We start from the raw sequence: 17,920 nt of genomic DNA, 5'->3' as shown, positions 1-17,920 counted from the left end.
TGCATACTCGGTATGTCCAAGGCGGACGGAACGAGGGGGAAGACGTCATGAGCGTACGGATGGGCGTACTCGCGCTGCTGGTGGCCGGGCCCGGCTACGGGTACCAGCTCCGGGGGGAGTTCGAGCACCGGACCGGGGGCAGCTGGCCGCTGAACATCGGCCAGGTCTACACGACGCTCGACCGCCTGGAACGCGACGGCCTCGTGGCCCGCGGTGACGCCGACGACGACGGACACGTCGTCTACACGGCGACCGACGCGGGTCACGAGGAGGTCGCACGCTGGTTCAGCGAGCCGGTCCCGCCGAAGCGCGGTCGTGACGAGCTCGCGATCAAGTTCGCCCTGGCGGTGACGGTGCCCGGCGTCGACGTGCCGCGCCTCGTGCAGGTCCAGCGCGCCGCCGCCGTGCGGAACCTGCAGGACCTGACCCGGCTGAAGCGCTCCTCGGACCCGGCGGACGACCTGGCCTGGTCGCTCGTACTCGAGTCGATGCTCTTCCAGGCCGAGGCCGACGTCCGCTGGCTCGACCACGTGGAGTCGAGCGTCGCGCGCCACCGACCGTCCCCGACACCCGACTCGACGGCCGCTGCCGAGTCGTCCGACGCCACCGTGCGGAGCGCCCGGTGAACGCCGTCGCCCCGCTCCTCGAGCTCGACGCCGTGAGCGTGCAGTACGGCTCCGGCGCGAAGGCCGTCACCGCCCTCGCCGGCATCGACCTGCGGATCGCCCGCGGCGAGATGGTCGCCGTGATGGGCACCTCGGGCTCGGGCAAGTCGACGCTGCTCGCCTGCGCGGGAACGCTCCTGCCGCCGACCAGCGGCGAGGTCGTCATCGACGGCGACTTCGTGTCCGACCGGCCGGCCAAGGACCTCGCCGCCCTGCGTCGGCGTCTCGTCGGGTTCGTGTTCCAGGACTTCAACCTCATCCCCTCGCTGACCGCGGTCGAGAACGTGGCGCTGCCGCTCGAGCTCGACGGCTGGAAGGCGAGCCGTGCCCGGCGCGCAGCCGAACTCGCGCTCGAGAACGTCGAGCTCGGGCACCGCGCCGACGCCTTCCCGGACGACCTGTCCGGTGGCCAGCAGCAGCGGGTCGCGATCGCGCGCGGGGTCGTCGGCGAGCGCCGGCTGGTCCTCGCCGACGAGCCGACCGGTGCCCTCGACTCGCAGACCGGCGAGGTCGTGCTCCGCATGCTGCGCCGGCACGTCGACTCCGGGGCGGGCGCGCTGCTCGTGACCCACGACGCCCGGCACGCGGCCTGGGCGGACCGGATCGTGTTCCTCCGCGACGGCCGCGTCGTGGACGAGACCGTGTACTCGGGCGTCGAGATGGCGCTCACGGACCGGACCGCCTCGTGAACGCGCGTCGGCGACGTGCCGACGCCGGAGCCCGCTCGGGGCGTGACCGCCGCACGCCCTTCGCGCTGCGACCGGCGCTCCGGCTGGGCCGCCGGCTGGCGTTCGCGAAGGCCGGGCGGGCGGCGCTGATCGTCGCCCTCATCGGCATCCCGACCGCCGGGTTCGCCGCGGTGTCGGTCGTCGTGCAGTCGACGCAGCCGACCCAGGCGGAGAGCCTGCGGTACGACCTCGGGCACGCGGCAGCGCAGATGCAGGTCGTCGGCCCGGACCTCCCGGGCATGCGGCAGGACCCCGTGCAGTGGCAGTACACCGAGTCCGCGAAGGACAGCCCGGTCGCGGAGTCCGACGGCGAGGCCCGGTTCGCTGACGTCCTCGACCACGTGCCCGCCGGTGCCGTGTCGATCCCGGTCACCTCGGCGCAGATCGTGCTGACCGGGCCGAAGGGACCGATCGGGATCCAGGCGGTCGAGGGAGCGGTCTGGTCGCGGGTCCTCGACGGGCACTGGCACGTGCTCGACGGCGCCGCACCGACCAGCCGTGACGAGCTCATGGTCACCCCGGCGACGCTCGAGCGACTCGGCGCGTCGATCGGCGACACGGTCGACCTGACCGACCCGGTGACGAAGCGCTTCACGATCACGGGCACCATGCGCGACGCCGCGTCCGACCCGGGTGCGCAGGGCGTCTTCGTGCCGTGGGGCACCACGCAGCCGACGACCGGCACGGCCGCGGCGCCGTTCGACGTGACCGTGTACCTGGCCTCGGACGCGCCGACGTGGTCGGAGATCCGCGCGCTCAACGCCCACGGGATCACGGTGCAGTCACGTCCCGTCGTGCTCGACCCGCCCGACGAGCGGTTGCACGGCGCCGGGCTCAGCAGCCCGATCGGCTGGTTCCTCGGGGCGATGGCGCTGCTCGGCGTCTTCGCGATGTTCGAGGTGGCCCTGCTCGCCGGTGCCGCGTTCCTCGTCGGGACCCGGGCGGACACCCGCTCGTACGCGATCGTCACGAGCGTCGGCGGGGACCGACGCTTCGTCCGGTCGATCGTCGCCGGCTCCGGGCTGGTGCTCGGGCTCACCGGCGCCGTCCTCGGGGTCGCGCTCGGCACCGGGGTCGGCGTGCTCGCGTTCCACCTGGCCGACAACGGCAACGTGGGCTCGTGGCCCGGGCTGCACGTCCCGGTCGGCCTGGTCCTGTCGATCGGTGCCGCCGCCGTCCTCGCCGGGCTCGTGTCGGCGCTCGTCGCGGCCCGTGCGGCCACGCGGGTGAACGTCCTCGCCGCACTGCGCGGCTCGCTCCGGCCCGCGGCGGTGAACCCGCGCGCCGAGCGCCGTCGCCGGATCTGGGCACCGGTGCTCGTCGTCGCGGGCACCGTGATGACCCTGGCGTGCGGTGCGGGCGTGCTGCTCCTCAACGACCGCCCGGTGCAGCAGGACCACCTCGCCTGGATCGTCGGCGCCGGCGTCGCGATCGGCCCGTGCCTCATGCAGCTCGGGGTCGCGATGTCGTCGCCGTGGCTGCTCGCCCTCGTCTCCAGGACCGCGACGCGGCTCGGGCTCTCCGCCCGCATCGCCGCCCGCGACGCCCGGCGCAACCCGGTGCGGACCGTGCCGGTGCTCGCGAGCGTGATGAGCGTCGTGTTCGTGGCCTCGGTGGCGATCACGTGGAGTGCGTCCGAGCACGCGCAGTTCGTCCGCGACTACGAGTACCGCACCGCCGTCGGCGTCGCGACGGCCGACGTCTGGCTCTCGAACGAGGACGGCAGCGACGGCGGCTACGACGCCTCCGTCACGGCGAAGGCGGCGAAGATCGTCTCCGGTGTCCTCGACCACGACCGGGTGCGTGTGCTCGGCGTCGCGCCCGACGTCGCCGGCGACCAGCCGTCGACGCTCTCGCTCCTGCACTCATGGGGGCGGACGGACTGCCGCGCGAACGACACCACGTCGTGCTCGCGCTACCTGGAGTCGCAGGACACCTCCGCGCCGAAGATCTGGACCGGCACGGTGGACGACTACGCCGTCCTCACCGGACACCGTCCGTCCGCCGAGGTCCGCGACGCGCTCACCTCGGGCCGCGCCGTCGCCCTGTGGCCGGAGTACGCGCACGACGGCCAGGTCCGGATCGACGCGTTCCGCGACCAGACGTCGAACAGCCCCGCGATCACGACCAAGACCCGTCCGGACGCCACGACGACGATCCCCGCGGTGCTCGACGTGCAGACCCCCCGCATCCAGGTCGGCGTCTTCATGACCCGCGAGACCGCCGAGCGGTACCGGGTCCCGGCGGTGGACGGCATGCTCGTCACGGAGCAGTCCGCGGACCTGACCCCGGCACAGTCCGACGAGCTGACCTCGGCGTGGCAGAGCCTCGGCGGCGCGGACCGCGAACGGTGGGGCGGCCCGTACTTCCAGTACGAGGCCGGTCCGGTCGACGCGCAGGGCATCGTCAAGGCGATCGTCCTCGCCCTCGCCGCGGCGGTGACGATCGGCGCGACCGCCGTCGCCATCGGGCTGGCCCGCTCGGACGGCCGACGCGACGACGAGGTCCTCGACGCGGTCGGTGCGGCACCCGTGCTCCGTCGCCGGGTGTCCGCGTGGCAGGCCGCGATCCTGACGACCGTCGGTGCGGTGATCGGCACGCTGCTCGGGCTGCTGCCCATCCGGGCGCTCACCCTCCGCTTCTCGGCGGGACCAGCCGGCACCACGCACCTGCCGTTCGTGGCGGACTGGCCCGTGCTCGCCCTCCTCGGGCTCGGGCTGCCGCTGCTCGTCACCGCGGGGACGTGGGTCTTCGCGGGCCGCCGCCACCGCGTGGCGCTGCGGCGCACACCGTGACCGGACGCGGCGGGTCCCGGACCCGACCGGGGAGGCCGGCTGGGAACGGCCGCGAAGACCCACAGCCAGCGGCGCGGTTCCCCAGGTCTGGGGACTGGTACGGCAGGCCGATCCGGGGGATACCTGATGTCGTGTCCCGCACCCGTCGTCTCGCCCTCGTCGCGAGCATCGTCACCGCCGCCTGCCTCGTCGCCGGCGGATCCCTCGTCGTCGGCACGGCCGTCGTGTCGGCGAGCACCGCCGCAGCCGAGCGCGCACCGTCCGTGGGTCGCGCCTCGGCCGCGCCGGTCGAACGTGCGGACACCCGAGCCGCAGCCGGCGGAACAGCTGTCCGTGCCGCCACACCGGACGACGCCGTGACCGGGGCGCTCGGCTCCGGCGACCGGTCCGGCGCGATCACCTTCGCGTACGCGGGCGACTCCATCACGGCACGGCCGGACTCCTGGCTCCACGACCTCGTGCCGGACACCCGGTTCCACGCCGTCGGCGGCTACGCGCACAGCGGGTACCGGTCCGACGAGGTCCTCCACGAGATCGGCCCCGTGCCGGACGCGGACGTCCTCGTCGTCGAGCTCGGCACGAACGACGTGAACCAGGCGATCCCGACCGCGACGACGATCGCGAACGTGGACGCCGTCGTCCGGAAGGTCGGTGCGCGGCACGTCCTCGTCGTCTCCGGCCCGCCGTCGAACTGGACCTGGAGCCAGTGGGGCGCCGACCGCCGCGCGGGACAGCTCGTCCTCAGCCGGGCGCTGGAGCGCGACGCGGCGGAGCACGGCTGGTCGTACGTCGACCCGTTCGCCGGGTTCCGGCAGGCGGACGGGGCCTGGGTCCGGGGCGCGTCGGCGGACGGCATCCACGGCGACGCGGCGACGAACGTCGTCGTCGCGCGCGTGATGGCGACGGCGATCACGCGAGCCGCGCGCTGATCGAGACGCGACCTGGGGCGGACAGGAGGGGCGGGGCGGGCCCGCGCTCCTCCCTCGCAGGCTCGGTCGGCGCGCCCCGCGCAACGCTTCGCGTTGCCGCTGAGCGGGGCGCGCTCCCGTCCGTCAGTCGGTCACTCGGGCAGCGGCTCGGCGTACGTCCGGAACGCACCGCGCTCGGTGTGGATCGCCCAGAGGCGGTCCGCGATCGACGCACCGGAGTGCTCGGGCTGCCCGTCGTCGATGCCGAACGGGATGATGAGCTGGCCGACGTGGACGTCCTCGTCACGGACCGCGTCGTGCAGCAGCTGCGCGTAGGCGCTCTCGCCCGCGAACGCCACGGACGTGCCGGTGACCCGAGCACCCGGGCGCACGGCGCTCCCGCCGTTCACGAACAGAATCGTGCCGTGCCCGATCGCGCGCATGCCGGGCAGCACCTGGCGGACGGCGTTGACCGAGCCGTAGACCGAGAACTCGATCGGGCCGACGAGGTCCTCCGCCGTGGTCTCGAGCACCGGGCGCATGTACTCCTTGGCGGGCAGCGGGCTGTACTGCAGCACCTCGATCGGCCCGAGCTGCTCGGTCGCACGCTCGAGGGCGCCACGGAGGGAGTCCCCGTCGCGGACGTTCGCGGCGAAGCCGGCGGCGGTGTACCCGTGCTCCCGGAGGCCGGCGGCGAGGGAGTCCAGGCGGTCCTGGTTGCGGGAGAGCAGGGCGATCGAGAAGCCCTCGCGGGCGAAGCGCTCGGCGACGGCGAGGCCGAGGCCCTTGCCGGCTCCGACGATGGCGATGGTGGTCATGAGGTGGTCCTTCCGGTGGTGTGGGGTCGTGCGAGGACGAGCAGTCCCCAGAGCGACACGAGCGCGCCACCGAGGACGAGGACGGCCATCGGGACGGCGGTGTCCGAGCCGCCGAGTCCCGCGATCGGAGCGGTCACGCCGGCCGTCGTCCACTGAACCAGACCGAGCACGGCTGAGCTCGTCCCGGGATGTGCGGGGACGGCGGACGATGCGAGGGCCCCACCGTTCGTAACGACCAGCCCGTTGCCGATCATGAGCACGAAGAAGCCGATCAGGGCCACGATCAGCGGCATCCCGAACCAGATCGCGCCGATGAGCATGCCCGCGCCGGCGACGCCCATGCAGGCCTGCCCGACGAGGATGATGCGTCTCGTGGACACCCGGCCGGCGAGTCGGGCGGCCACGAGGGACGCGATCGTCATCGCTCCCGCGTTCGCCGCGAAGTCGATCGCGTACGCCGTCGGCGACAGTCCGTTCATGGTCTGCAGCACGAACGGCGAGGTCGCGACGTACGCGAACACCCCGACGAACGCAGCGCACGCGGTGACGACGTAGCCGACGAACCGTCGATCACCGAGGACCTGCCGCGCCGCGAGCCGGAACGTGCGCAGGCCACCGGCGTGCCGTCGGTCCCGTGGGAGGGACTCGGGGACGACGACCGCCGCGGTCACGCACATGAGCACCCCGAGGCCGGCGAGGACCCAGAACGTGGTCCGCCAGTCACCGAACCCCAGGATCGCGGCGCCGAACAGCGGCCCGAGCACCGGTGCGATCCCGCCGATGCCCATCACGACGTTGAGGACGCGGACGAGCTGGGCGCCGTGGGCGAGGTCGACGACCACCGACCGGGCGATCACCATCACCCAACCGCCCGCGAACCCCTGCACGAGGCGCGCCGCCGTGAGCACGCCGATCGACGGAGCGAGCGCGCACACGACCGAGGCCGCGACGACGAGCAGCGTGCCGGCGAGCAGCGGCAGGCGGCGCCCGCGCTGGTCGGAGAACGGTCCGCCGACGAGCTGCCCGAGGCCCATGCCCGCGAAGAACGTCGTGAGGGTCAGCTGCACGGCGGACGCGCTCGTGCGGAACTCGGCCTCGACGGTCGGGAACGCGGTGACGTACATGTCGGTCGCGAGCGGCGCGACCGCGGTGAGGAACACGACGGCGGCGACGAGGGCCGTCGGCACGGCGCGGGCGGTCGGGGGAGCGAGCGGGGTCACGGTGGCGGGCACGGACCCATCGAACGGCTGGTCGGTGCGCTGGTGGGAGTCCCTGCCGACAGGGGTTCCACCGCAACCCCCGTCACCCAGGGGATTCCCGACCGCCGCGTGTGCAATCGACCCACGACCCGGGAGGACCACCGTGCACACCACCGCTCGCACCCGCCGCACCCTGTCCGCCCTCGGCGCGTTCGCCGCCGCGGCCCTCATCCTCGCGGCGTGCACCGACGACGACGTCCGCACGCTCGAGGGTCGGGCGACCGCCACGAGCAGCCCCTCGTCGAGCGCCACGACCCCCGCGGCGAGCGCCGCCGGACAGCTCGAGCCCGGGGGCGAGACGACCGACATCGCCACCGGACTGGAGGCCCCGTGGTCGGTGGTCCGCACCGGTGACGGCGGCGACGCCCTGATCAGCGAGCGGGACTCGGCGACGGTGCTCGAACTGACCGGCGCCGGGAAGACACGCGAGGTCGGCACGATCGCGGGCGTCCGGCACGGCGGTGAGGGCGGTCTGCTCGGACTCGCGCTGCACGAGGGCGACCTGTTCGTGTACTCGACGGGCGACGACGGCAACCGCATCCAGCGCTACGAGCTGTCCGGGAGCGCCGGGTCCTACGCGCTCGGGGACGCCACGACCGTGATCGACGGGCTGCCGTCGAACAGCTTCCACAACGGCGGACGGATCGCGTTCGGCCCGGACGGCATGCTCTACGCGAGCGTCGGCGACGCCGGTGCCGGCTCGGACGCGCAGGACCGGGACTCGCTCGCGGGGAAGATCCTGCGGCTGACCCCGGACGGCCAGGTCCCCGGCGGCAACCCGTTCCCCGGGTCCCCGGTGTGGAGCCTCGGGCACCGGAACGTGCAGGGCATGGGGTGGACGGCCGACGGCACGATGTTCGCGTCGGAGTTCGGGCAGGACACCTGGGACGAGCTCAACGTCATCGAGAAGGGCCGGGACTACGGCTGGCCCGAGGTCGAGGGCACCGGCGGCACGAGCAAGGGCTTCGTCGACCCCGTGCAGCAGTGGGCCACCGACGACGCCTCACCGAGCGGCCTGGCGGTGATCGACGACACGGTGTTCATCGCGAACCTCCAGGGCGAGGTCGTCAGGGCTGTGCCGGCCGACGCCCCCTCGACGTCGACCGAGTACTTCGCGGAGGACTTCGGCCGCATCCGCACGGTGCTCGAGGGTCCCGAGGGTGCCCTGTGGTTCGTCACGAACAACACCGACGGGCGTGGCGACCCGACGGACGGCGACGACCGGATCGTGTCGGTGCCGCTCGCGACGAGCTGAGCCCGAGCGACGGACCCCGACCAGCACGAGGACCCAGCACGGGGGTTCCGGCAGCACCTCGCTCGCCCCCGCCCAGCCGAAGTACCGTGACCGGCATGGACCACCGCGACGAAGCCCGCGACTTCCTCTCCGGCCGCCGCGCCCGCATCACACCGGAGCAGGCCGGCGTCGAGACGTTCGGCACCCGCCGCCGCGTCACCGGGCTGCGCCGCGAGGAGGTCGCCCGGCTGGCCGGCGTGAGCATCGACTACTACACCCGGCTCGAACGCGGGAACCTGCAGGGCGTCTCGGACAGCGTGCTCGACGCCATCGCGGGCGCACTCCACCTCGACCCGGCCGAGCACGAGCACCTGCGGGACCTCGCCCGCCACCAGAACGCCACGCCCCGCCGTGCCGCCGCGGTCACACCGGTGGCGGCGGTGCGCCCGGAGCTCCAGTACCTGCTCGACGCCATCGCCGACGCCCCCGCGATGATCGTCAACAACCGACAGGACATCGTCGCCGCGAACACGCTCGGCTGGGCGATGCACTCGGACCTCGTCGCGGCGAGCGCACGGCCCTGCAACTTCTCGCGGTTCATCTTCCTCGACCCGCAGGCACGGAACTTCTACCTCGACTGGCAGCGCGCGGCGCACACGAACGTCGCGATCCTCCGGCGCGAGGCCGGGCGGACGCCGAACGACCCCGGGCTCGCGGCGCTGATCGGCGAGCTCTCGATGCGGAGCGACGACTTCCGCGCGCTCTGGGCGGCGCACGACGTCCGCCGGCACTACGCGGGGGTGAAGTCGTTCCGGCACGCGGTGGTCGGTCCGCTCGAGCTGCACTTCCAGACGCTCGAGCTCACCGAGGACCCGGGGCTCGCGCTGACGATCTACCCGGCGACGCCCGGGAGCCCGACGGCGGACGCGCTGCGGCTGCTCGCCTCGTGGGCGGCGACGGAGCGCATCGTGGAGCGTGCGCGCGAGCGCGTCTGACGCGGTGGTCGCGACCGCCTGCGGGACTGGAGGCACGGTGCCGGCCCGCACCGCGCCTCCAGGCCCCACCGGGTCGCGTCAGGCCTCCGGGATCACCCGTTCGAAGCGGCTCGTGTCGGTCCCGTCCGGGTCCGGCCCGCCGCGACGACCGGTGTCGAGGGCGTCGAGCGCTGCGAGCTCGTCGTCGGAGAGCACGAAGTCGAACACGTCGAAGTTCTCGGCGATGCGCCCGGGGTTCGTGGACTTCGGGATCGCGTTGCGGCTCTGCTGCACGTGCCACCGGAGCATCACCTGCGCCGGGGTCTTCCCGTGCGCCTCGCCGATGGCCCGGATCGTCGGGTCGTCGAGCACGCTGACCCGCTCGTCGCCCCAGCCCGGGTAGAAGGTGATGCCGCCGATCGGCGACCACGCCTGGTCGAGGATGCCGTGCTCGGCGTCGGCGCGCTGCACGTCCGGCTGCGTGAAGTACGGGTGCAGCTCGACCTGGTTGAGCGCCGGGATCACGTCCGTGGCGTCGAGGAGCGACCGGAGGTGGTGCGGCATGAAGTTGCTCACGCCGATCGCGCCGACACGGCCCTCGGCGTACAGCCGCTCGAGCGCCCGGTACGCCGCGATGGTCCGCTCGAAGCGGTCGGGTGCGGGCTGGTGCAGGATCAGGACGTCGACGTGGTCGAAGCCGAGCTTGTCGGTCGCCTTGTCGAACGCGTGCAGGGTCTCGTCGAGGCCGTAGTCGGAGACCCAGATCTTCGTCTCGACGACGATCTCGTCGCGGTCGACACCCGAGGCGCGGATGCCCTCGCCGACCTCGCGCTCGTTGCCGTACGCGGCGGCGGTGTCGATGTGGCGGTACCCGGTCTCGAGCGCGGTGCGCACGGCGTCGACCGTCTCGGCCGGCGCGCTCTGGAAGACGCCGAACCCGATCGCGGGGATCTCGAGTCCGTTGTTGAGGGTGAGTGTGTCCATGTCCACGACGCTACGACCGCCCGGACCGACCTGACGGGTACCAGCAGCCCCTGCTCCGACCCGTCGATCGGACCTACCGTGGAGGACATGGACACGAGAGACGAAGTCCGCGACTTCCTCCGCACCCGCCGCGAGCGCGTCACGCCGCAGCAGGTCGGGCTGCCCGACTTCGGCGGCGCGCGACGGGTGAAGGGCCTTCGCCGCGAGGAACTCGCCCTCATCGCGGGCATGAGCGTCGACTACTACATCCGCCTCGAGCGGGGGAACCTCACCGGGGTGTCCGAGAGCGTCCTCGGATCGTTGTCCCGGGCGCTCCGGCTCGACGACGCCGAGAACGCGCACCTGTTCGACCTCGCCCGTGCGCAGAACGCCTCGGCGACGACGCGTCGGAAGACCCCGACGTCGAAGGTCCGGCCGAACGTGCAGCGGGTGCTCGACTCGATGACCGCTCCCGCGTGGGTGCGGAACGGCCGGTCGGACTTCCTGGCCGGCAACGCCCTCGCCCGTGCGGTCTACGCACCGCTCTTCCTCGACCCGTCCGGTACCCCGAACACCGCGCGCTTTGCCTTCCTCGACCCCCGTGGTCGCGAGTTCTGGCGCGACTGGGACAGCGTGACCGGGGACATGGTCGCCGTGCTCCGTGCCGAAGCGGCCCGGTCCCCGCACGACCGCGGGCTGACGGACCTCATCGGGGAGCTCTCCACCCGCAGCGAGGAGTTCCGCCAGCGCTGGGCCGCGCACGACGTGATGCGGCACCGGTCCGGCACGAAGCACGTGCACCACCCCGAGGTCGGCGACCTCGACCTGACGTACGAGACGATGGAGCTCGTCACGGACACCGGGCTGACGCTCATCGTCTACGGCGCGGAGCCCGGCTCGCCGTCCGAGGAGCGCCTGCAGCTCCTCGCCAACCTCGCGGCGACCACGGTCGCCGCCGTCCCGGAGACGGAGGACGCATGAGCGAGACCGACTCGATCCGGACCACCCGGCCCGCGGAGCCGCTGACGTTCCTCGAGCGGGTCCGGTTCCGCCTGCGTGCCGAGCGCGAGATCGAGGAACTCACGCGCGACCGCGCGCGCGAGGACCGCATCCGCGCCGAGGCGGCCGTCCGACTCGCACCGGGGCCGTGGCACCTCGCGGAGCTCTTCCGGCGGCGTCCGTGACCGCCGGTGCGGGGATGACGCCCGCGCGCACGCTGCTGTTCGCGGTCGCCGGGGGCGCGGCCGTCGGCAACCTCTACTGGGCGCAGCCGCTCCTCGACGACATCGCGTCCTCGCTCGGGACGTCCGCCGCGGTCGCCGGGCTGCTCGTCACGCTCACCCAGGTCGGGTACGCGCTGGGCATCCTGCTCGTGGTGCCGCTCGGCGACGTGCTCGACCGACGACGCCTGATCCCCGGGGTGCTCGTCGCGTCCGCGGTCGCGCTGCTGTTCGCCGCCGTGGCCCCGTCGTTCGCCGTGCTGCTGGTGGCGCTCGCGCTCGTCGGCCTCACCACCGTCGCCGGGCAGCTGCTCATCCCGCTGGCCGGGGACCTCGCCGATCCCTCGGCCCGCGGGCGGGTCGTGGGCACGATCGCCTCCGGGGTCCTCACCGGCATCCTCGTGTCGCGGACGGTCAGCGGGCTCGTCGCGGACGCGTTCGGCTGGCGCGCGATCTACGTGGTCGCCGCCGTCGCTGCCCTGCTGTTCGCCGTGCTGCTCCGGCGGGCGATCCCCGAGCTCGACCGGCGCGACCGGGTGCGGTACCCCACGCTCATCGCCTCGGTGTTCCGTGCCGTCGCCGCGCACCGGGCCGTGCGGGTGACCCTCGTCATCAGCTCCGCGATGTTCGCCGTCTTCACGATGTTCTGGACCGCGCTGACGTTCCTGCTCAGCGCCGAGCCGTTCGGGTACTCCACGAGCGCGATCGGGCTCGTCGGCCTGGCCGGCCTCGCCGGGGCGGTCGCCGCGCAGCGGGTCGGTCGGCTGCACGACCGCGGGGTGTCCGTGCCCGTGACCGGTGCGGCGATCGCCGTCGTGCTCGTCTCGCTCGTGGTCGCGGGCCTCGGAGCGCGGTCGATCGTGGTCGTCCTCGTCGCGGTCGTCCTGCTGGACGTCGGTGTGCAGGCGACGAACGTCCTCAACCAGACCCGGCTCTTCGCGATCGACCCGGCGGCGCGCAGCCGACTCAACACCGCGTTCGTCACCGCGAACTTCATCGGCGGGGCGATCGGCTCGGCACTCGCCTCGGTGCTCTGGAACGCCGGCGGGTGGACCGCGGTCACCGTGGGCGGAGCGGTCCTGGTCGGGTTCGCCCTGACGGTCTGGGCGGTCCACCGCCGCCGCGGGCTGGTGGTCACCGCCCGCGCCTGACCTCAGACGACGAGGGGGCCCGCGACGTCCACCTCGCCGTGCTCCACCAGCCAGCGGAACGCGTCGAGGACCGTCGCCTCGGCCGTCCAGGCGGGCTCGTAGCCGAGCAGCCGCCGCGGCTTCTCGGTGCTGAACACCTGGCTGCGCGACAGGTGCTCCCAGCTCGCACCGGCGTGCTCCGGAACCGTGGTCTCGCGGAACCGGTCCCACGAGACGGGCTCGAGCCGCGCCTCCTGGCCGAACCACGACGCGACCAGGTGCGCGTACCCGCGTGCCGTGAGCGCCGTCGGAGCCGTGACGAAGAAGTCCTCGCCGGCCGCGGCGTCCCGGTGCTCGACCGCGAGCTGGAAGGCCTGCGCGACGTCGTCGGCGTGCACGTGCGCCATCGTCTCGGCACCGAGGCCGGGGACCTCGACGGGCTCGCCGGCGGACAGCTTCGTCCACACCGTCGGGTCGAGGTTGCCGAGCGGACCGATGGGCATCCAGCCCGGTCCGCTGATGTGGCCGGGGTGCAACGAGGTCGTCACCAAACCCCCTTCGGCAGTTTCACGCTTGAGCATCCGGGCGATCGCGTCCTTCTGCACGCCGTAGTCGCCGAACGGCTCGGTCGCGTTCTCCTCGGTGACGGGCAGCACGTGCGAGACCCCGGCACGCCAGATCGACCCGCAGTGCACGAGGTGGGTGCCGCTCCCGCGGAGAGCCGTGACGAGGGCGTCGGCCGACGACATCGTGAAGCAGACGAGGTCGACGACGGCGTCGGCACGGAGTGCGGCGATCCGGTCGCCGAACGTGCCGTCGCGGTCCTCCTGCTCGCGGTCGGCGGTGACCCGTTCGACCTGCTGCCACTCGGGGGAGTCGGCGTACGGGGTGCTGCTGCCGCGGGTGACGGTCACGACGTCGTGACCGGCGCGGACGAGACGGGGGACGAGGAACGTGCCGATGTGGCCGGTGGCTCCGATGACGACGATGCGCATGCCGGTCACGCTAGGCGCACGCGACTGGGCGTGGCAGGCCCGGACGGAACCCCTGTGACGGACGGGAGGGACGGTGCGGGCTGGCACCGCGCCTCCCGTCCTTCAGCGGGTCGGCTCCAGGGCCGGGAGCGGCTGGTCCGAGTCCGCCGTGTGCGTCAGTCGCGCCATGAGGGGCGCCACCGGGCGCGAGGTCAGGACGTGGTGCGCGGCGCGCTGCGCCGCGAGACCGAGCTTCGTCTGCGGGTACGCGAAGTGCTTGATCCCGGACGGCATGGTCTGGATCCGGTCGACGAGCGGCCGCATCCACGCTTCGAAGGCCCCGAGCGCCGCGGTGGTGTCGGACTCGTCGGCGAGGGACGCGGCGAGGACGTACCCGCCGGTGAGCGCCAGCGAACTCCCGCCACCGCCCATCGGTGTCACGCACCAGGCCGCGTCGCCGAGCAGCACGACGGAACCCCGGTGCCAGGTCGGGGCGTGGATCTGCGTGAGGTCGTCGACGTAGACGTCGTCCGACTGCGCGAACCCGTCGAGCACCCGATCGGTCTGCCAGCCGGCACCGGCGTAGCGGTCGCGCCGGTCGGGGACCTCGCCCTCGTCGTTCGTGTACGCGAGCATCGCCCTCGTCGTGCCGTGGTTGTCGGGCCGCAGGTGCACCTGTCGACCCTCGACGGCGTTGTACCAGCGCCAGGTGTCGTCGTCGGACGCGATCCGTGGGATCGTCCCGAACTCCATCGTGATGCCGAGCCGCCGGGGCTCGACGGTGAAGAGCAGGTCGCGGGTGCTCGAGCGGACACCCTCGGCGACGACGAGGAGCTCGGCCTGGAGCGTCGCGCCACTCCGGGTGCGGACCGTGACGGGTCGTCCGTCCGCGCCGTCCTCGTCCACCGCGACCACGGCGTCGTCGAAGACCAGGCGCACGCGGTCCGGCAGCGCCTGCCGGATCGCGTCCGCGAAGTCGCCGCGCAGGACCTCGAGCTCCGCCGTCGCCCCCTCACCGGAGTCGTCGTCGGGCAGCCGGACGATGGTGTCCCCCTGCTCGTCGACGATCACCGTGCCGGTCTCGCCCGTGTTGGCCGAGCGGATCGCCTCGGTCAGCCCCATGCGGTCGAGGACCTCGCGGGCGACGCCCCGGACGTCGACGTTCTGGCCGCCGGTGCGGAAGCCCGCCGAGCGCTCGAGGACGGTGACGTCCCAGCCGGTCCGGTCCAACCAGTAGGCGGCGGAGAGCCCGGCGATGCTGCCGCCGGTGACGAGGGCCCGACGCGGTGCCGTCACGAGGTGGTGATCACCTTGACGGAGCCGGCGATGGTCGCGGCGTCCTCGGCGAGCGCGACGACCGGGTCGGGGAGGCGGGTCGTGGCGCCGACGAGCTTGCGCGCACCCCAGCCGACGAAGCTGCCGACGATCGCGCCGACGCCGCCGAGGATCGCGCCCTCGATGCGCAGGTCGCGCCTGCCCGTCGTGCCGAGCGCGGCCCCGACGAGCGCTCCGGACGCCACGCGCCCGGCGAGCCCGGCGGGGGAGATCCGGTTCGGCGTCCCCGGCAGCTTGTCGCCGATGAGCTCGCCGACGGCCGATGCGACGAGGACGCCACGGCCGAGGGGCGTGCTGAAGACCTTCCAGTCCTGCCACGAGCCCTTCAGCGAGGAGCGGTCGTGGTTCAGTGCCATGACGGCGAGCGGGGTCGCGCTCCGGCCGCCGCTGAGGATGCCCAGGACCAGGGTGCGGACCAGGGTGTGCTGCTCGTTCTTCGTGCTCATCGGTGCTCCTGTCGTGTCGGTTCGGAAACTACTCTTGCGCTCCTGGTACTCAGCGTTACTATGTACCAGTAGTCAGCGTCACTGAGTACAGCGCACCACGACACACGGCACCGACCGCAGGAGGCACGCATGCCCAAGCAGGAGACCGAGATGCTCAAGGGCATCCTCGAGGGGATCGTCCTCGCCGTGCTCGCCGGCCGCCCGGCCCACGGGTACGACATCACCGCCTCGCTCCGGGAGCAGGGGTTCACCGACATCGCCGAGGGCACCGTCTACGCCCTGCTCGTCCGCATCGAGCAGCGCGGCCTCGTCGACGTCGAGAAGGTCCCGTCGGAGAAGGGCCCGCCCCGCAAGGTGTTCACGCTGAACGCCCGCGGGCAGGAGCAGCTCGACGACTTCTGGCGGGCGTGGACCTTCCTCGACGAGCGGCTCGACCACCTCCGGCACACCACCAGCAGCACGAACGGACAGGACTGATCATGGGGATCTCGATCTCGGACATCACGACCAAGCTCATCGGCGACAAGAAGCGCTGGAAGCAGTACAAGGCCCGCACGGCAGCGCTGCCGACGAGCCACCGCACCGCCGTCGACGGCATCGAGCGGTACCTCATGTACACCGGCCCGAGCGACGGCGAGCAGCTCATGCGCATGCTCGACGACCTCGCGGACCTGTTCGAGCAGAGCGCCGCCGACGGCACGAGCGTCCGCGCGGTGGTCGGCGACGACCCGATCGCCTTCGCCGAGGACTTCAAGGCGAACTACGGCCTCGGGTCGTGGCTCAGCAAGGAGCAGCAGCGCCTCGTCGACGCGATCGCGGCGGCCGATGCGGACGGGGAGCCGTCGTGACCGCGGCGATCCGGGTCCGGGGGCTCGAGAAGTCCTTCGGCGACCTGCACGTCCTCCGTGGGGTCGACCTCGACGTCGAGGCCGGCTCCGTGGTCGCCCTGCTCGGGTCGAACGGCGCGGGCAAGACGACCGCGATCCGCATCCTCGCGACCCTGACGACGGCCACCGCCGGCACCGCGTCGGTCGCGGGGCACGACGTGGCCGCCGATCCGGGTGCGGTCCGCGAGGCGATCAGCCTCACCGGGCAGTTCGCCGCCGTGGACGAGGTGCTGACCGGCGGCGAGAACCTCGTCCTCGTCGCACGGCTCCGGCACCTCCGGCACGCCGGGCGCATCGCCGACGAGCTGCTCGACCGGTTCTCGCTCACGGATGCCGGGTCCCGCCGCGCGGGGACGTACTCGGGCGGGATGCGCCGCCGGCTCGACATCGCGATGAGCCTGATCGGCGACCCGTCGGTGGTCTTCCTCGACGAGCCGACGACCGGCCTCGACCCCGAGGCCCGCATCGAGGTCTGGGACGCCGTCCGCGCCCTCGCCGCGAGCGGCACCACGGTCCTGCTCACGACGCAGTACCTGGACGAGGCCGAGCAGCTCGCCGACCGGATCGCCATCCTGCACGAGGGCCGCATCATCGCCGACGGCACCCTCGCCGAACTCCAGGGACTCCTCCCGCCCGCGACGGTCGAGTACGTCGAGAAGCGCCCCACGCTCGAGGACGTCTTCCTCGCCGTCATCGGACACCGTCCCGACGCCGACACCACGAAGGCCGACACCACGAAGGAGGTGGCCTGATGTCCGCCCACCCGATCCACGACACCGCCGTCCTGACCGGGCGCTCGCTGCGACACGTGCTCCGGAGCCCGGACACGATCATCACCACCGCCGTGATGCCGATCGCCTTCCTGCTGCTGTTCGTGTACGTCTTCGGCGGCGCGATCGACACCGGGAGCACGCCGTACATCGACTACCTGCTGCCGGGGATCCTCCTCATCACGGTGGCGTCCGGGGTGGCGTACACCTCGTACCGGCTGTTCCTCGACCTGCAGGCGGGGATCGACGAGCGCTTCCGGTCGATGCCGATCGTGCGCGCGGCGTCGCTGTGGGCGCACGTGCTCACGTCCCTCGTCGCCAACACCGTGTCGGTGACCGTGGTCGTCGGGGTCGCCCTGCTCATGGGGTTCCGCAGCAGCGCGGGCGTCGGAGCGTGGCTCGCGGTGCTCGGCATCCTGGTGCTCTTCACGCTGGCGCTCACCTGGATCGCGGTCGTCGCTGGGCTCTCGGCGAAGTCGGTGGACGGCGCTAGTGCGTTCTCCTACCCGCTGATCTTCCTGCCCTTCATCAGCTCGGCGTTCGTGCCGACCGACTCCATGCCCGGGCCGGTCCGGTGGTTCGCGGAGCACCAGCCGGTGACGTCGATCGTGGACTCGATCCGTGCGCTGTTCGCCGGGCAGCCGCTCGACGCGGACCTGTGGGTGGCCCTCGCGTGGTGCGTCGGCATCCTGCTGGCCGCCTTCGGCGTCGCGACCCTCGTGCAGCGCCGGCGGGTCGGCTGACGCGACGGACCGCCGGACGGGAGGGACGGTGCCGGCCCGCACCGCGCCTCCCGTCCGCTGGTGCGCACCTC

Annotated in this window: 19 protein-coding genes; 13 read left to right on the top strand and 6 right to left on the bottom strand. The window is 73.0% G+C overall.

The window, feature by feature from the left end; translation table 11 throughout:
- The first annotated feature begins 47 nt into the window (after positions 1–47).
- The 4 genes from HWD93_RS02245 (at position 48) to HWD93_RS02230 (ending at position 5,117) form a co-directional block, all read left to right on the top strand.
- Positions 48–626, top strand: coding sequence for a PadR family transcriptional regulator (locus HWD93_RS02245; protein ID WP_071294185.1), 579 nt, complete (start codon positions 48–50; stop codon positions 624–626).
- Positions 623–1,354 carry an ABC transporter ATP-binding protein gene (locus HWD93_RS02240; RefSeq protein WP_071294186.1) on the top strand — a complete coding sequence of 244 codons (732 nt, stop codon included), beginning with the start codon at positions 623–625 and terminating at the stop codon, positions 1,352–1,354. Before HWD93_RS02245 ends, HWD93_RS02240 begins: the two co-directional genes overlap by 4 nt.
- The gene (locus HWD93_RS02235) at positions 1,351–4,188 is read left to right on the top strand and encodes an FtsX-like permease family protein (RefSeq protein ID WP_261645905.1); all 2,838 of its coding nucleotides are present in this window, start codon (positions 1,351–1,353) and stop codon (positions 4,186–4,188) included. Before HWD93_RS02240 ends, HWD93_RS02235 begins: the two co-directional genes overlap by 4 nt.
- Before the next feature lie 131 nt (positions 4,189–4,319).
- Positions 4,320–5,117: an SGNH/GDSL hydrolase family protein gene (locus tag HWD93_RS02230; protein WP_261645904.1), complete on the top strand. Its 798-nt coding sequence runs from the start codon at positions 4,320–4,322 to the stop codon at positions 5,115–5,117.
- 131 nt (positions 5,118–5,248) lie between these two features.
- On the opposite strand, the gene HWD93_RS02225 is transcribed toward HWD93_RS02230, so the two are convergent.
- Positions 5,249–5,914 (bottom strand): SDR family oxidoreductase, encoded by a 666-nt coding sequence (locus HWD93_RS02225; RefSeq protein ID WP_070417539.1) that lies wholly within the window; start codon positions 5,912–5,914, stop codon positions 5,249–5,251.
- On the bottom strand, positions 5,911–7,146 hold the full coding sequence (locus tag HWD93_RS02220) for a multidrug effflux MFS transporter (RefSeq protein ID WP_261645903.1): 1,236 nt from the start codon (positions 7,144–7,146) through the stop codon (positions 5,911–5,913). The genes HWD93_RS02225 and HWD93_RS02220 overlap by 4 nt, the downstream gene beginning before the upstream one ends.
- A 130-nt stretch (positions 7,147–7,276) precedes the next feature.
- On the opposite strand from HWD93_RS02220, the gene HWD93_RS02215 reads away from it, so the two are divergent.
- A complete protein-coding gene (locus HWD93_RS02215; RefSeq protein WP_261645902.1) occupies positions 7,277–8,428 on the top strand; it encodes a PQQ-dependent sugar dehydrogenase in 1,152 nt (383 codons plus the stop codon).
- Positions 8,429–8,523: 95 nt separating this feature from the next.
- Positions 8,524–9,402, top strand: a complete 879-nt coding sequence (locus HWD93_RS02210; protein WP_070417537.1) for a helix-turn-helix transcriptional regulator — start codon at positions 8,524–8,526, stop codon at positions 9,400–9,402.
- A gap of 78 nt (positions 9,403–9,480) precedes the next feature.
- Here the strand turns inward: HWD93_RS02210 and HWD93_RS02205 are convergent, their stop codons facing one another.
- A complete protein-coding gene (locus HWD93_RS02205; RefSeq protein WP_261645901.1) occupies positions 9,481–10,365 on the bottom strand; it encodes an aldo/keto reductase in 885 nt (294 codons plus the stop codon).
- 87 nt (positions 10,366–10,452) lie between these two features.
- On the opposite strand from HWD93_RS02205, the gene HWD93_RS02200 reads away from it, so the two are divergent.
- From HWD93_RS02200 to HWD93_RS02190, 3 genes are read left to right on the top strand one after another with little or no spacing between them, the layout of a single operon-like run.
- Entirely contained in the window at positions 10,453–11,325 is an 873-nt protein-coding gene (locus HWD93_RS02200) for a helix-turn-helix domain-containing protein (RefSeq protein ID WP_261645900.1), read from the top strand.
- Positions 11,322–11,528: a hypothetical protein gene (locus HWD93_RS02195; RefSeq protein ID WP_071294192.1), complete on the top strand. Its 207-nt coding sequence runs from the start codon at positions 11,322–11,324 to the stop codon at positions 11,526–11,528. The genes HWD93_RS02200 and HWD93_RS02195 overlap by 4 nt, the downstream gene beginning before the upstream one ends.
- The gene (locus HWD93_RS02190) at positions 11,525–12,715 is read left to right on the top strand and encodes an MFS transporter (RefSeq protein ID WP_261645899.1); all 1,191 of its coding nucleotides are present in this window, start codon (positions 11,525–11,527) and stop codon (positions 12,713–12,715) included. Before HWD93_RS02195 ends, HWD93_RS02190 begins: the two co-directional genes overlap by 4 nt.
- Positions 12,716–12,717: 2 nt before the next feature.
- Here HWD93_RS02190 and HWD93_RS02185 read toward each other — a convergent pair whose 3' ends face one another.
- The 3 genes from HWD93_RS02185 to HWD93_RS02175 form a co-directional block, all read right to left on the bottom strand.
- Complete coding sequence (locus tag HWD93_RS02185; RefSeq protein ID WP_261645898.1) at positions 12,718–13,689, bottom strand: NAD(P)-dependent oxidoreductase; 972 nt, start codon at positions 13,687–13,689, stop codon at positions 12,718–12,720.
- A gap of 102 nt (positions 13,690–13,791) precedes the next feature.
- Positions 13,792–14,964, bottom strand: coding sequence for an FAD-dependent monooxygenase (locus tag HWD93_RS02180; protein ID WP_261645897.1), 1,173 nt, complete (start codon positions 14,962–14,964; stop codon positions 13,792–13,794).
- A complete protein-coding gene (locus HWD93_RS02175) occupies positions 14,961–15,449 on the bottom strand; it encodes a DUF4126 family protein (RefSeq protein WP_070417531.1) in 489 nt (162 codons plus the stop codon). The genes HWD93_RS02180 and HWD93_RS02175 overlap by 4 nt, the downstream gene beginning before the upstream one ends.
- Before the next feature lie 129 nt (positions 15,450–15,578).
- Between HWD93_RS02175 and HWD93_RS02170 the strand changes: the two genes are divergently transcribed.
- The 4 genes from HWD93_RS02170 to HWD93_RS02155 are packed head-to-tail and all read left to right on the top strand — an operon-like array spanning position 15,579 to position 17,849.
- Entirely contained in the window at positions 15,579–15,926 is a 348-nt protein-coding gene (locus HWD93_RS02170) for a PadR family transcriptional regulator (RefSeq protein WP_261645896.1), read from the top strand.
- A 2-nt stretch (positions 15,927–15,928) separates the two neighbouring features.
- Positions 15,929–16,297 carry a DUF1048 domain-containing protein gene (locus tag HWD93_RS02165; protein WP_071294194.1) on the top strand — a complete coding sequence of 123 codons (369 nt, stop codon included), beginning with the start codon at positions 15,929–15,931 and terminating at the stop codon, positions 16,295–16,297.
- On the top strand, positions 16,294–17,088 hold the full coding sequence (locus tag HWD93_RS02160) for an ABC transporter ATP-binding protein (protein WP_261645895.1): 795 nt from the start codon (positions 16,294–16,296) through the stop codon (positions 17,086–17,088). Before HWD93_RS02165 ends, HWD93_RS02160 begins: the two co-directional genes overlap by 4 nt.
- On the top strand, positions 17,088–17,849 hold the full coding sequence (locus HWD93_RS02155) for an ABC transporter permease (protein WP_092385512.1): 762 nt from the start codon (positions 17,088–17,090) through the stop codon (positions 17,847–17,849). The genes HWD93_RS02160 and HWD93_RS02155 overlap by 1 nt, the downstream gene beginning before the upstream one ends.
- Positions 17,850–17,920 lie beyond the last annotated feature (71 nt).

This window comes from Curtobacterium sp. C2H10 (assembly GCF_025407985.1).
Lineage (GTDB): Bacteria > Actinomycetota > Actinomycetes > Actinomycetales > Microbacteriaceae > Curtobacterium.
The sequence above is the reverse complement of the archived record's forward strand: the minus strand, read 5'-3'. Positions and strand labels throughout refer to the sequence as shown.

What these genes read in the sequence shown, in the direction of transcription:
- HWD93_RS02245 (WP_071294185.1), top strand. Translation starts at nt 48, where the DNA reads ATGAGCGTACGGATGGGCGTACTCGCGCTGCTGGTGGCCGGGCCCGGC.
- HWD93_RS02225 (WP_070417539.1), bottom strand. Translation starts at nt 5,914, where the DNA reads ATGACCACCATCGCCATCGTCGGAGCCGGCAAGGGCCTCGGCCTCGCC.
- HWD93_RS02210 (WP_070417537.1), top strand. Translation starts at nt 8,524, where the DNA reads ATGGACCACCGCGACGAAGCCCGCGACTTCCTCTCCGGCCGCCGCGCC.
- HWD93_RS02205 (WP_261645901.1), bottom strand. Translation starts at nt 10,365, where the DNA reads ATGGACACACTCACCCTCAACAACGGACTCGAGATCCCCGCGATCGGG.
- HWD93_RS02200 (WP_261645900.1), top strand. Translation starts at nt 10,453, where the DNA reads ATGGACACGAGAGACGAAGTCCGCGACTTCCTCCGCACCCGCCGCGAG.
- HWD93_RS02195 (WP_071294192.1), top strand. Translation starts at nt 11,322, where the DNA reads ATGAGCGAGACCGACTCGATCCGGACCACCCGGCCCGCGGAGCCGCTG.
- HWD93_RS02185 (WP_261645898.1), bottom strand. Translation starts at nt 13,689, where the DNA reads ATGCGCATCGTCGTCATCGGAGCCACCGGCCACATCGGCACGTTCCTC.
- HWD93_RS02175 (WP_070417531.1), bottom strand. Translation starts at nt 15,449, where the DNA reads ATGAGCACGAAGAACGAGCAGCACACCCTGGTCCGCACCCTGGTCCTG.
- HWD93_RS02170 (WP_261645896.1), top strand. Translation starts at nt 15,579, where the DNA reads ATGCCCAAGCAGGAGACCGAGATGCTCAAGGGCATCCTCGAGGGGATC.
- HWD93_RS02165 (WP_071294194.1), top strand. Translation starts at nt 15,929, where the DNA reads ATGGGGATCTCGATCTCGGACATCACGACCAAGCTCATCGGCGACAAG.
- HWD93_RS02155 (WP_092385512.1), top strand. Translation starts at nt 17,088, where the DNA reads ATGTCCGCCCACCCGATCCACGACACCGCCGTCCTGACCGGGCGCTCG.